Origin of the sequence: Alistipes putredinis DSM 17216, assembly GCF_000154465.1 — a bacterium.
In the GTDB taxonomy this organism is placed as follows: Bacteria; Bacteroidota; Bacteroidia; order Bacteroidales; family Rikenellaceae; genus Alistipes; species Alistipes putredinis.
This window is the reverse complement of the sequence record NZ_DS499577.1, coordinates 491880-504737: the sequence shown is the minus strand read 5'-3', so window position 1 is coordinate 504737 and position 12858 is coordinate 491880. Positions and strand designations below refer to the sequence as shown.

At 54.8% G+C, this 12858-nt stretch carries 11 protein-coding genes; 4 read left to right on the top strand and 7 right to left on the bottom strand.

The features are described from left to right. The 4 genes from mazG to ALIPUT_RS02410 all read left to right on the top strand — a co-directional run bounded on the left by mazG (window position 1) and on the right by ALIPUT_RS02410 (window position 4983). Window positions 1-789: a nucleoside triphosphate pyrophosphohydrolase gene (mazG, locus tag ALIPUT_RS02425; RefSeq protein ID WP_004328061.1), complete on the top strand. Its 789-nt coding sequence runs from the start codon at window positions 1-3 to the stop codon at window positions 787-789. Window positions 790-813: 24 nt separating this feature from the next. Further along, entirely contained in the window at window positions 814-1344 is a 531-nt protein-coding gene (locus tag ALIPUT_RS02420) for a gamma carbonic anhydrase family protein (protein ID WP_004328060.1), read from the top strand. A gap of 93 nt (window positions 1345-1437) precedes the next feature. Next, window positions 1438-1908 (top strand): Spy/CpxP family protein refolding chaperone, encoded by a 471-nt coding sequence (locus tag ALIPUT_RS02415; protein WP_022459738.1) that lies wholly within the window; start codon window positions 1438-1440, stop codon window positions 1906-1908. A gap of 141 nt (window positions 1909-2049) precedes the next feature. Further along, window positions 2050-4983 carry an outer membrane beta-barrel protein gene (locus ALIPUT_RS02410; RefSeq protein WP_004328058.1) on the top strand — a complete coding sequence of 978 codons (2934 nt, stop codon included), beginning with the start codon at window positions 2050-2052 and terminating at the stop codon, window positions 4981-4983. A gap of 157 nt (window positions 4984-5140) precedes the next feature. Here the strand turns inward: ALIPUT_RS02410 and ALIPUT_RS12660 are convergent, their stop codons facing one another. The 7 genes from ALIPUT_RS12660 to ALIPUT_RS02380 all read right to left on the bottom strand — a co-directional run bounded on the left by ALIPUT_RS12660 (window position 5141) and on the right by ALIPUT_RS02380 (window position 12713). Next, window positions 5141-5455 carry a hypothetical protein gene (locus tag ALIPUT_RS12660; protein WP_004328057.1) on the bottom strand — a complete coding sequence of 105 codons (315 nt, stop codon included), beginning with the start codon at window positions 5453-5455 and terminating at the stop codon, window positions 5141-5143. Window positions 5456-5498: 43 nt separating this feature from the next. After that, window positions 5499-6698: an ABC transporter permease gene (locus ALIPUT_RS02405; protein ID WP_004328056.1), complete on the bottom strand. Its 1200-nt coding sequence runs from the start codon at window positions 6696-6698 to the stop codon at window positions 5499-5501. A 2-nt stretch (window positions 6699-6700) separates the two neighbouring features. Then, a complete protein-coding gene (locus ALIPUT_RS02400; RefSeq protein WP_004328055.1) occupies window positions 6701-7879 on the bottom strand; it encodes an ABC transporter permease in 1179 nt (392 codons plus the stop codon). A gap of 17 nt (window positions 7880-7896) precedes the next feature. Further along, window positions 7897-8886, bottom strand: a complete 990-nt coding sequence (locus ALIPUT_RS02395) for an HlyD family secretion protein (protein WP_004328054.1) — start codon at window positions 8884-8886, stop codon at window positions 7897-7899. Window positions 8887-8900: 14 nt separating this feature from the next. After that, window positions 8901-10349, bottom strand: a complete 1449-nt coding sequence (locus tag ALIPUT_RS02390) for a TolC family protein (protein ID WP_004328053.1) — start codon at window positions 10347-10349, stop codon at window positions 8901-8903. A gap of 112 nt (window positions 10350-10461) precedes the next feature. Further along, window positions 10462-11544, bottom strand: a complete 1083-nt coding sequence (locus ALIPUT_RS02385; RefSeq protein WP_004328052.1) for a dihydrofolate reductase family protein — start codon at window positions 11542-11544, stop codon at window positions 10462-10464. Continuing rightward, window positions 11541-12713, bottom strand: a complete 1173-nt coding sequence (locus ALIPUT_RS02380; RefSeq protein WP_004328051.1) for a metallophosphoesterase — start codon at window positions 12711-12713, stop codon at window positions 11541-11543. Before ALIPUT_RS02380 ends, ALIPUT_RS02385 begins: the two co-directional genes overlap by 4 nt. Between the last annotated feature and the right edge of the window lie 145 nt (window positions 12714-12858).

Below are 12858 nucleotides of genomic sequence, written 5' to 3'. Positions count from 1 at the left end.
ATGAAACAAGACAAACTGAAGGCGACGGCCCGCCTGTTGGAAATTATGGATACGCTGCGCGAACAGTGTCCCTGGGATCGCAAACAGACCTTCGAAACACTCCGAAACAACACGATCGAGGAGACGTACGAATTGGCCGACGCCATCCTGAACAAGGATCTCGACGGTATCAAGGAAGAGGCCGGCGACTTGCTGTTGCACGTGGTTTTCTATGCCAAGCTGGGCGAGGAGGCCGGGGCGTTCGATTATGCCGATGTGGTGAACGCTTTGTGCGACAAGCTGGTCTATCGCCATCCTCACATTTACGGGGAGGTGCATGCCGATACTCCGGAAGAGGTCAAAGCCAACTGGGAGGCATTGAAACTGCGTAAGAAAAACCGTCGGAGCGGTACGTTGGGAGGTGTTCCCGTGAGCCTGCCTGCATTGGTGAAGGCCTACCGCATCGGTGAGAAAGCGGCGGCGACGGGGTTCGACTGGGAGAAAAAAGAGGATGTTTGGGCCAAGGTGAAGGAGGAAACCGCCGAGGTCGAAGCCGAAATGACATCCGGCGACCGTACGGCGATGGAGGAGGAGTTCGGCGACCTGCTGTTCGCCCTGGTGAATGCTTGCCGCCTGTACGGGATCGACCCCGAATCTGCACTTGAGCGAAGCAATAAAAAGTTCATGAATCGGTTTAATTATATGGAAGAGTGTGCTTCGTCCGAGGGGCATACCCTGCACGAGCTGTCGCTCGACCGGATGGAAGAGTTGTGGCAGCAAGCCAAGCATGCGGCGGCTGAAAAAGAGTAAGAACCAACTAATACATATCGAATTATGGCATATATCAGAGAGATACGGGGACATACCCCGCAGGTGGGTGAAAATACGTTTTTGGCGGAAACCGCCGTGCTTGTCGGCGACGTGACGGTGGGCCGCGACTGTTCGATCTGGTACAACGCCGTGTTACGCGGCGATGTGAACACGATCACCATCGGCGATCGGACGAACATCCAGGACGGCGTGGTGATCCACACCCTGTTCGACGGCTCGAAGCACCCGTCGCAGACCCATATCGGCAACGACGTGTCGGTGGGACATAACGCCGTAATTCACGGCGCGATCATCGAAGACAACTGCCTGATCGGTATGGGCGCCACGGTGTTGGACAATGCCGTAGTAGCGTCCGGGTGCATCGTAGCGGCCAACGCACTGGTGCTTTCAGGCAGCAAGCTCGAACCCAATTCGGTCTATGCGGGTATTCCGGCCAAAAAAGTCAAGGAGATAACCCCGGAACAACGGGACGAGATCGTACTGCGTACAGCCCGTGATTACCAACTGTATGCTTCGTGGTTTAAGGAGGAATAAGTCGTTTTTTCCATTTGTCGGAAGAGATTGGCGCTTGGTTTGCAAGAGTACATTCGGTTATAAAGACCGGTAACAATTAAAATGGTAGTTGATATGAAAGCGAAATTCTTGATCGTCGTACTGGCAGCGCTGGTGCTGGCAACGGGTACGGTATGGGCCCAGAAGGGACACCATAATCGTCGTGCCGAACACAAAGAACTTACTACGGAGCAGGTTGCGAAAAAGATGACCGACCGGATGAAAGAAAACCTGTCGCTCTCTGACGAACAGGTAAAACAGGTTTACCCTATTTGCCTGGAACAGGCTCAAGCCATGAGGGAGCACCGGGCCGAACGCCGGGAGATGGCTGAAAAATCGCGTGAAGCGATGGCACAGCAGCGTGAACAGATGGCCGGCCGGATGAAGGCGGTTCTGACGCCCGAACAGTATGCCCAATGGATCGAATGCCGAGAGTGTCCCGCCCGAAAGGTCGATTGCGCCGGACCGGCATGTCGAAAAGGCGATGCGAATCCCGGACATCACCGCAGACCCTGTAACGGTGCTCCGTGTGTGGATAAAAAGTAGGCGGAAAGTCGAAATAATTCGCCGATATTTCCGTTTATAGGGATGAAACAGGCCGACCTGTTTCATCCTTTTTTCATGTTCTGGACAGTGAAAAAAGTCGATTTTTATCGTATATTTGCCGTGTGACGACAATGATGGGAGATGATTAGAGCAATTTGTTTACTTGTATTTTTGTGTACGATAGGTTTGGCTCGGGCGCAGGCCCAGAGCGGTGTGATTACGCTCACCGTGGTAGATGCCGAAACGGGAGAAGAGGTACCGGGTGCCGTGATAGAAATCGTACCCAAAGCCCACCCCGATCAGAAGAAATATTATACATCGGGTTACAAAGGCGCATTGCAAGTGCGCGGCCTCGCTTATGGTTCATATACCCTGGCCGTGACTTTCATGGGATATGAAAAGGCCGAAAAGGAGTTTCGGGTGACGCAGCCGTCCGAAAACCTGGGAAAGATCGCACTGCGGGAGGCGGCCATCGCCATCGAGACCGTAGTGAAGGAGGTGCAGGCACTCCGCACTTCTCAAAAGGGCGATACGGTAAGCTATAATGCCAATGCGTTCAAGGTGACTGCCGATGCCGACGTCGAGGGGCTGTTGAAGAAGATGCCCGGCATTACGGTCAATAACGGCGCTGTCGAGGCGCAGGGCGAAACGATCCAGAAAGTATTCGTCGATGGCAAGGAGTTTTTCGGCGAGGACGTGACATCGGCGATCAAGTCGCTGCCGGCCGAAGCGGTCGAACGGATCGAGGTTTACAACAAGCTGAGCGACCAGGCCGAGTTTTCGGGTATGGACGACGGCGAAAGCTATAAGGCGATCAACATCGTCACACGCGAAAATATGCGTCAGGGCATATTCGGTAAGGCATATGCCGGTTACGGTTACGACGCCGACACGGAAACCGAAGCCAAAAACAAGTATATGGTCGGCGGCAACGTCAATTTTTTCAGCGGCTCCAGCCGTCTGTCGCTGATCGGTCTTTTTAACAACGTCAATCAGCAGAACTTTTCGTTCGAGGATATTCTGGGTGTTACGGGCAATTCCGGCGGAGGACATGGCGGCGGTCGCTTCGGCCGTGGCGTGGGACAATATATGGTTCGTCACCAGGACGGCGTGGCTTCGGTAAATGCAGTGGGTGTCAATTATTCGGATACCTGGGGCAGTCGGGATCAGGTGACTTTCCAGGGCAGCTACTTCTTCAACGGAACCCGTACGGTCAATCGGGCGCGTACCGAGCGTTGGTACGAGGAGCCGGCACCGATCGATACGCTTTTCACCGACGGTTATTCCCGGATACAGAATTTCAACAACCGCCTGAATGCCCGCATCGAATGGAAAATCGCGGACAACCAGTCGCTGATGATCCGCCCGGGCTTGAGTTTCCAGTCGAACGATCCGTTCAGTACGACTTACGGGCGACAGTTCGGCGAAAGCGGTTACAGCATCATCGACAATTTCGAGGATGCCTTCCGAAACGGTTACAGCGTCAATACTTCGGCCATTTACCGCGTGCGGTTGGGTAAGCCGGGACGTACGCTTACGGTGGACGGCTTTTTCAACTATTTCGACTCCCAGAATAAGCAAAACTCCCATACCAACGATTTCGGTATTTACGAGGATTACCCCGACCTCGATCCCGATCCGGACGAGAACGATCTGAAAAAGCTGATTTACCAGCGCATGATGAATCCTTCGTACCGTTATCGGCTGAACGGCCGCCTGACCTATACGGAGCCCGTATCCAAATATTCGCAGGTGAGCCTCGGGTATCGGACGTCGTACAATTACCAGCAGAGCGACAAGAAAACCTACCGGACCGGCGAGGATTACGATATTACGGGATTGCTTCCCGATCCCTTGCTGTCGAACGCTTACAAGAGCAGCTATACGGTGCACTCTCTCGGCCCCGGCTTCAACTACTCCAAGGACCGCAATACTTTCGCTGCGAACGTCTATTATCAGCGTTCGAGCCTTTCGGGTGAGGTGATCCGTACCGGCTCCGAAGAGATCAAGCACGCCTACAACAATGTGACCTATTTTATGGTGGGACAGTTCAACCTGAACCGGGAGAATACGCTGCGAATGTTCCTGCGCTCCTATACGGACAACCCGGAGGTTACCCAGTTGCAAAATGTCTATGACGTATCGGATGCGCAATACATCACGCGGGGTAATCCCGACTTACGGCCTTCGTACAGCCATAATTTGAGTATGCACTACGTCAATTCCAATGCGGAGAAGGGTCGTACTTTTATGCTGATGTTCCGGGCCGAAACGACCCAGGACTATATTACGACCAGCACCCGCTACCGTCCTACTTTGGAGATCGACAATACGGTTTACCGTCCGTTGCAGTTCACCGAATGGACGAATATGGACGGCTACTGGGATGTGCGGGCGCGGGCAAGTTACGGGTTTCCGGTGAATTTCATCAAGAGTAACCTGAATCTGCGGGGCGGCGTAAGCTATTCGCGTATTCCGAGCCTTGTGGACGGCGAGCGGAACAATACGGGCAACCTCGGTTACGAAGCGGGCGTAGTGTTGGGCAGCAACATCTCCGAGAATGTGGACTTCACCCTTTCGTGGGACGGCACGTACAACGAAGCCGTCAATTCCCTCGCCGCTACCGGAGGAAAGAACCGTTATTTCAACCATCAGGCTGCGGCGTCGTTCAAGTTCATCTTCGGCCGGGGATTCTCCCTCTCGGGCAGCGCTTCTTATATCCAGTATCTGGGTTTCACGAACGATTACGACGACAGCTATCTGCTCTGCAACCTGTTCGTGGGCAAGAAGGTCTTTCGCAACCAGCTGGGGGAAATCAACATCGGCGTAAACGACATTTTCAATCAGAATAAAGCGTTCGTGCGCACGACCGGTTCGGGTTGGACACAAAATTCTTGGAACAGCGTAGTGGGACGTTATTACTGTGTGCAGTTCGTCTATAACCTGCGGTTCTTCGGCAAGAAGGGTTCGAAGAACATCAAGGATTATCAAGGCGTTTCGGACCGCCCGTCGGGAGCCGTCGGTATGGGACGCAGCACCGCTCCCGGAGGCGGGTTCCGTCCGCCGCACCGGTAAAGCGATATGAGTCCCGGTTGCACGATATGATTAAAAAGAGGGGTATTGCCCCCTCTTTTTGTTTCAGCACCTTTGCGATCAGGCCCATAACGTTGCGGAATATGCCTGCCCGAGTCGCTACAACCTTTCGGGATGGAAATGGCACTCCCGGATCCAATTACTTCCGGTCATTCGATTCAGGACTTGCCGTATGATGACTTTTCCGCTGTCTGCTTGCCGGTTCCCATTTTGTTTCTGTACCTGCCGACGAGCCGTTTGAATTGTAATAATATTTGCGTTCCTTTGTTTCGCGTGTCGTGCCTGTGATCCTTCCCTTCGAATCCTTGATTATTTCCCGATTCCCTGTTTTGTGGACGGTGTACTTCACGCGTCCGGCAGCGTCTTTGACAACGCGCGTTTCATTCGGATTTTGAGCGCTGCAAAGCGCTGTTGCCGCAAATACGGTAAAAAGAGTAAAAACAAGCCGTTTCATAGCCTGATTCGATGTTTGGAAAGAAAATCATATTTTAATCGGGCTATTTACCTGCGGCCTGCTTGAGGCGGAGGTGTATGCCGACAGCGGCGAATCCGCCGTAAACTATCGTGAGAATCCACAGGATACGTACCTCGTGCAGCACGTCGCTGAACGAAGCCCCCATACTTTGGATTCGGATGAATCCTTCTACCCCGCTGCTGCTCGGCAGAATCTGGCCGAACAGGTAGAGCCATTCAGGCATCGCTTCGCGGGGTACGGAAGCTCCGCTGAGCATCAGAGCCGGGATCGAACACCAGAGCAACAGCATGATCGACTGTTCGCGCCGCTGGAACAGCGTCGAGACGGCGATGCCCAGGAAAATACAGGACAGCAGATACGGGATGAGAAAGGCGATGATGTCCGCCGTGTGACCGTTGGTCGGGAAATGAAACAATTTGTAGTGCAGTCCCAGAATATAAAACAGGGTGACGGCGTAGATCGACGCATAAACGAACGCTTTGCCTGCCACGACGGGCAGCGTGGACATTCTCCGGCGTCCCGGAGGAATGAGTTTCTTGTAAAGTCCGAATTCGCTCCAGGTGCCTCCGATCATACCGATACCGATCAGCATCGTCTGCTGAATGATGACCATGATGATAGCCGGCATCACGAACGATCCGTATCCCAGATAGGGATTGAACAAGTTGTGGCTTTGGTAAATCACGGGTTGCGTCGTGGCCGTAGCCTGCGGGATGTTGGCTCCTTTTGCGATCAACCGCTGGAATTCCACCATAGCTCCTGTGGTGCCGATGCCCGACACGAGCTCCTGGAACGCCTGGCGGTACATCAGAAAATAGCTGGCATCGACATAGAGCGAAACGACCGCCTGCTGTCCGCCGAGCAGTTTTTCCTCGTAATCGGAGGGGATGTAAACCACGCCGTATATCTCCCGGTCGTAGAAAAGGTGTTTGGCCTCGTCCATGTCGCCGGGTTCGTAGGCCACATAGACGTTCGGTCCGGCATTGAAGGTATTGATCAACTGACGGCTGGTCGAAGTGTTGCTCATGTCGATTACTCCGATCGGCACGTTACGAAGTACCTGCGTCCCGTAAGCCAGCGAATAGAGCGTGGAATAGATCAGCAGGGCGAGCACCAGCACGAGAATCACGCCGGCATCCGTGAAGATCGAGCCGTATTCGTTGCGGACGACGGTGCGGAACTGCTGCCAGTAAGAGGTTATCTGTTTGGTAAATCGACTCATCGCTATAATCTCCCCCAGTATTTTTTATTCGTGCAGATGGTGCGCAGGCGCGGCAGACACAGCAGCGGAAGAATGATGAACAGGGCGATGATGCCCATGTCGGGCAACGAGTATATCGCCGGAGCACCGCGCAGGGCCTGATCGACCATGATGTCGGTGTAGAATGTGAACGGAAAGATGCAGCAGAACCATTGCATGGGTTTGCTCATAGCCATAATCGGGAACGTAAGGCCCGAAAACGTGAAGGCCAGTACCGAGTAACCGCCGCCGATCGAAAGCGACAGGCGCAAATTGCTCAACACGGTGACGATCATCGCACCGAGGGACTGGTAACTCAGGATGAAGAGCAGATTGCTGATGGTGATGACCGTCAGGCTGCCGTTCAGCGGTACGCCGACCACCTTGAAGATGACCAGGAGCATCAATTCCGACATCAGGAACATAATGACCGTAATCGGCAGGATTTTGCCCGCGTAGGCCGCGAAGACCGAGCCTCCGGCCGTGTCGTACCACTCCCTGGCCGTGCCGTTCTTGAGTTCGGTTCCGATGACGAAAATCGTCGCCATGATCGTGAAGATCAGAAGCATCATCGGCATAAAACTCGGCGAAAGGTAATAGCCGTAGTTGATATGCGGGTTGAATAGCACATGTTTGTCGAACCGTACGGGCATCAGTTGCGCCATAGCCTGTTTTTCGGTCAGCCCTTGTTTCATCAGCAGTTGCAGCTGGATACCGGCGGTAAAAGTGGTGACAGTCGTTTGCAAATCCTTCGCCAGCAGACCGTTTACCGTAATGTTCGTGCCGGTCAGGTAGCTTTCCAGATGGGTCTGGCTGTTGTTGAGAATGTTCTTTTCGAAGAAATCGGGAATCAGAACGATTCCCATGACCTTGCCCTGAAGCATCAGTCGTTCGGCCTCTTCCATTCCCTGTACGCCGTAAGCGACCCAAGCCGTAGGCGTCGCGTCGATCATCTGCGTCACTTTGCGGGAGAGGGTGCTGTTGTCCTGGTCCACGACGGCGATCGGAATGTCGCGTGCCACTCCCTTGTATAACAACACCGCGAAGAATGCGAACGCGACGATCGGCAGAATCACCGTCAGCAGCCAATACATCGGCTGACGTGCGACCCGGTAGATCTCTCGCCGCAGGACGGCGAGCGTATTGCTGAAAAAGCCCGGCATACGCTACCCTTTCTGAATTATTTGGCGATGTCTTTCCAGTTCACCAGTACGCTCATACCCGGCCGGATGTATTCCACGTCTTGCGTGGGTTTGGCTTTGACGGCAAAGGTGCGGATGTCGAAGCCGCCCTGCGTGCGTGTTGCGGACCAGGTGGCGAAATCGGCCTGCACAGCGATATAGGTCACCTCGAACTCCACGCTGCGGTCCAAGGCCGGGATATAGCCTGTCATACGGGTTCCGATATGGATGTCGGGCATCAGATCCTCCTTGATGTTGAAGGTCACCCATACGTCGCTCATATCGAGAATCGCCACTACGGGATAACCCGTTCCGACCAGTTCGCCGGCTTCGGCGATGATCGTCGAAACCTCGCCCGTTACAGGGGCGTAAACCAAGGCATCCGAAAGATAGGACTCCACTTCCGAAACGGCGCCTTCGGCCTGCCGTACCTGGGCGGCTGCCGCCTCTTTCTCCTCCTTGCTGGCTCCGTCGAATACCAGTTCGCATTGCGCTTTGGCCGCACGCTCGGTCGCCTGCATCGCCTGCAGGTTGGCGCGGGCTTCATCCAGCTTCTGGGCCGGAACGACGCCTTGTTCATAGAGGTTGTTCACGCGGTCGAAGGTTTTCTGGGCCAACAACAGTCCTGCCTGGGCTTTTTCCCAGAGATTCAGTGCGGCTTCCTTCTGTTGGATACGGGCACCGGTGAGGGCTTTCTGGTCCATGGCCGATGCGGCGCTCTTCACGGCTTCGGCCTGTTGCAACTTGGCATTCAGTTCGGGGGTCGAGAGCGTGTAGAGCAGTTCGCCCTTGGTGACGTGCTGTCCCTCCTCTACTTTCATCTCCTCGATACGGCCGGGAACTTTCGACGAAGCTTTGTATGTAGTACATTCCACCGTTCCCTGGATGTACAGGGGCGTGGCCTTGCGTAAATACCAACTGATGAAGATGACGCCCAGCACGACAGCGGCGGCAATCAGAATGATCGTGACAATGGTACTTTTTTTCATGAGATTATCTATATTTACTCTTTGTCGAAATGAATGGGACGGGCGTCGGTACGGTGCAGGTAGCTGATGAACTCATCGCTGATGCCGGCGGCTTCGAGCAACTTGGCCAGTGCGACATCGTAATTGTAGGCGGTCTGCATACGCTCGGTGCGCACCTTGGCGAGATTCAGTTCGGCATCCACCAGGTCGGAGGAGGAACTCATACCTTCCAGGAATGCCGCATTCTTGGCTTTGAGATACTCCTCCGCAAATGCGAGCGAAGCGTCGATCGACTTCATCTGGTTGGCATAGTTGTTCATTTGGTTGTAGAGTTTTTCGATCAGTACTGCAATGTCCTTGCCGGCTTTCATTTCCAGCACTTCCACTTGCTTGACCGTCTGTTTTGCCGCCGAATATTTGTATTCGCGGTTCAGGCCGTCGAAAATCTTGAGATTAACGCCGACACCTACTGCCCAGCGGGGCATTATTTTAGTTACCTGGTAGTTGTAGAACGAGGCTCCGCCCATCGCCGCGACCTGCGGCAGGAAATTGGCCCGTTGCAACCGAACTCCTTCCTTGGCCAACTGGCGCTTGAGGGCTACCTGGCTGAGCAGCGGATTGAACTTGGCCGCCAGGTCTTTGTAATAGGCTACGTCTTCCAGGTTGCCGAGTACGAACATCGTCGTTACGGGCAGAACCTCTGCCTGCTGTCCGAGCGTATTATTCAGTGCACTGGCGATGGTTTCGACCTGCAACCGGGCGTTTTGAAGCTCCCGCTCCGCCTCGGCCATCTTGAATTCGACGTAAAGACGTTCGCTGTGGGGGATCATACCGTTCTGTTCGAGGGCGATCGCATCCTTCAGATGTTGGCCTACTCCATCCACTACCTGCTGGCGTACTTCGACGACCTGTCGGGCCAGCGCCAGACCGTAGTATCGCTCCACGAGCTCCGAAACCAGCGCGTTGCGGTTTTGGTTTCCCTGCTCGACTGCAGTCTTTTCGTTGATTTTCGCGGCACGGTTGGCCGTGTTGATCTTGCCGCCCATATAGATCGGCAGGGTTACCTGCCCTCCGACGAATCCGAGACTGCGGTCCTGCAATGTCAGGAACCAATCCGCTCCCATGACCGGGGTGAGAAGTTGCTGAATCTGGGGGATCAATTCGGTCGGGATCAGCCCGCTGCCGAGAATGTCGTGGGTGATGTTTCCGACAGGCCCTTTCAAATCGTTGAAGTCGAATCCGATGTCCTTGCCCAAATAGGTGTAGGTTCCGCCTACGCTGATTTGCGGCATACGCAAGCCGATCGCTGCCCGCCGTTCCTGCTGGGCGGCTTTTTCTTCGTAACGCGAGGCTTCGATGACCGGACTTCCGGAGAGGGTGATCTCCAGGGCTTCATCCAGGGAAAGTACCCGGGGTGTTTGCTCCTGAGCCGCCAGAGGTGCGGCAGCTAACAGAGCGAAAAATGAAACGATTATACGGTTCATAAAATGGTCTTCTAAATTTTTATGCGAAGATAGTGCGAATATTCGTACGTATAATTTGTTGTGGCTATTTAGGCCAATATTCGGCGTAAAACAGAACAAAAAATAGCCAAGCCTATCGATGGCCGATATGTGCGTTTATCGTTCGGACCTGATCGGACAGCGTGTCATCGACGCTGACTTCGATCCTGTGGCGACGGAGGTTCAGGGCGCCCTGGCAACAAACGAAACAGTCCGGCTCATATAGAGCAAAAACTACCCGGCGAAATTCGTGCCGAATTATCAATTCCGAACAACTTTCCGGTTCACTTTTTCGTTCGGAGCACGGTTCCATCGAAGAATAGATGGTCGCACCCCGCAGTTCGACACCCGCTGCAAGCGCTTTCAGAATCGCTTCCTGTTCGGCATGGTGGGTCGGGGAGGTTTCGTGAGTATAACCCGTAAATATCTTTCGGTCAGTCGTTAAAATCACTGCACCTACACAATAGGAAGAGGTCGATGGGGTGCATTTGCGGCTTTCGTCGATCGCCATTTGCAGGTAGCGGCGGTCTTCGGCGGTCCGGTCGGGTTTGATCGCATAGGTCGTGACCCGCATTCCTCCCAACGATTCGGTCGAATGCGACGTTTGCAGATAATTGGAACCGATCTCCAAACGGGGTGCCCGGGGATCCCCCACTTTTACGGCCGGATTGACAGCCAGCCGGAAGGTATCGACCAGATTTTCGGCGAAGAACATCCGGAGCGTCGCAGCTCCTCCTTCGACCAGCAGGGAGCGAAGTCCCCGTTTTTCAAGTTCGGTAACGATCAGAGCAGCCGTGATCTCTGCGGCGGGTATCACCGTCGCCACCTGCCGCAGGGGACCGGGGTCGGAGCAGGAGGTGAAGACGATCTTTTCCTGATCTCCCCGGGTGAAGAAATTGGCCTCCGGCGAGAGCCGGCACGAAGCGGTCAGCGTTACCTTGACCGGATCGGGTGAAAGCCCCCGGTCGATTCGTTCCCGACGAAGAACTTCGTCGCCTACCAACAGCGAGGGATTGTCCCGCCGGATGGTTTCGGCCCCGACCAGAATAGCGTCGCAAGCAGCCCGGAGGCGATGCACTTCGGCCCAGTCTTCGGGCGTGGAGAGGATCAGGCGGTCGGGCGAACGGTCGTCCAGATATCCGTCCGCAGAAACGGCGGTGGAAACGGTCACTTTCATTTTTTCAGCGTAAAAAGGGTGATTTCAGGATCGGCGCCGAGCCGCATCGGAAAACCGACGTATCCGATTCCGTCGTTGATGTAGAGCGTATTGCCGGCCGCATCGTCGTAGCGCCCGCTCCAACGGTCGTACATCAGTTGTGCCGGAGAGAACGCCCGTCCGAAGAGATGTCCCTTGATCTGCATACTGTGCACGTGCCCTGCCAGCGTGAGGTTTCCGCGACCGAGGGCGGTGATATTGGGCCACAGTTGCGGCAGATGCGAAACCGTCAGGTTGAACATACCCTCCGGCATGCCTTCGTAAGCGGTTGCGAGGGATATTTCGGGAAGATCGAACGAATGTCGGAATTTTTGCAGCGTGGGATCGAACGAGATGCCCGTCACCGAAATCGAATCGCTGCCCCGGCGCAGGTAGAGGGTCGAATCCAGCAGCATCCGCCACCCGATCTTCCGCTGCCGGTCGATTACCTGCCGGTTGTTTTCAGCACGCGGCAGGGCGACGGTATCTTTGATATAAAGTCCCACGTCGTGATTGCCCAGGGTCGAGATGACACCGTACGGGGCGCGAAGCCTTCCCAGAATAGCCAATACGTCCGATGTGAGTTCCGTGGAGCGGACATTGACCAAATCGCCGCTGAAGACGACGAGGTCGGGTCGCAGCGCATTGATCGTATCCACGAGCCGGTTCATCTCCCGTTCCGGCCGCACGAGCGTGCCGATGTGCAGATCCGAGAATTGCACGATCCGGAATCCGTCGAATGCGGCGGGCAGTGCTGCGGTCCGGATTTCGACTTCGTTCACCCGCAGGGCTTGTCTGCCCCAAGCCGCTCCCCATACGAGCCATACGGCACATCCGACAGCGAAGAGCGCCCCTACCCGACTGAAACTCCGATGCCGATCGAACAACAAACCGAAATAATAGCCGTAACGACAGCCGATCAGCAACAGGAAGACGAAGGTAAACCATTGGGCTGCCTGCATCCAGCCCGTCGTATTGTCCGGTACGGCCTTGAGCAGCAGCACCACGACGATCGGAAGCGCATCCGAAAACACCGCGAACCAGACGAAGGCGCGGCGAAGGCGCTCGGAATGCCGACGCATCCGCACCCGGTAGAAGAGAAAGTCCACCCCGGCAAAAAGCAGGGAGAGGAGAAGCAGAAACCAGATCATATAGCTCGATTTTTTCGTTATCGCGTTCAGTCGCTCTCTGGCATTTTATCGACAGATCGACCGGACGGAATCGTTTTTGCAAAGATAATAAGATGATGGCAATCGCACGAATTGGCACGTACAGATTGCCGAACCGCCTCCTATC

Coding starts and splice junctions, on each gene's coding strand:
- ALIPUT_RS02420 (WP_004328060.1), top strand. CDS start 814: ATGGCATATATCAGAGAGATACGGGGACATACCCCGCAGGTGGGTGAA.
- ALIPUT_RS02415 (WP_022459738.1), top strand. CDS start 1,438: ATGAAAGCGAAATTCTTGATCGTCGTACTGGCAGCGCTGGTGCTGGCA.
- ALIPUT_RS02390 (WP_004328053.1), bottom strand. CDS start 10,349: ATGAACCGTATAATCGTTTCATTTTTCGCTCTGTTAGCTGCCGCACCT.
- ALIPUT_RS02380 (WP_004328051.1), bottom strand. CDS start 12,713: ATGATCTGGTTTCTGCTTCTCCTCTCCCTGCTTTTTGCCGGGGTGGAC.
- ALIPUT_RS02395 (WP_004328054.1), bottom strand. CDS start 8,886: ATGAAAAAAAGTACCATTGTCACGATCATTCTGATTGCCGCCGCTGTC.
- ALIPUT_RS02405 (WP_004328056.1), bottom strand. CDS start 6,698: ATGAGTCGATTTACCAAACAGATAACCTCTTACTGGCAGCAGTTCCGC.
- ALIPUT_RS02400 (WP_004328055.1), bottom strand. CDS start 7,879: ATGCCGGGCTTTTTCAGCAATACGCTCGCCGTCCTGCGGCGAGAGATC.
- ALIPUT_RS02410 (WP_004328058.1), top strand. CDS start 2,050: ATGATTAGAGCAATTTGTTTACTTGTATTTTTGTGTACGATAGGTTTG.
- ALIPUT_RS02385 (WP_004328052.1), bottom strand. CDS start 11,544: ATGAAAGTGACCGTTTCCACCGCCGTTTCTGCGGACGGATATCTGGAC.
- mazG (WP_004328061.1), top strand. CDS start 1: ATGAAACAAGACAAACTGAAGGCGACGGCCCGCCTGTTGGAAATTATG.
- ALIPUT_RS12660 (WP_004328057.1), bottom strand. CDS start 5,455: ATGAAACGGCTTGTTTTTACTCTTTTTACCGTATTTGCGGCAACAGCG.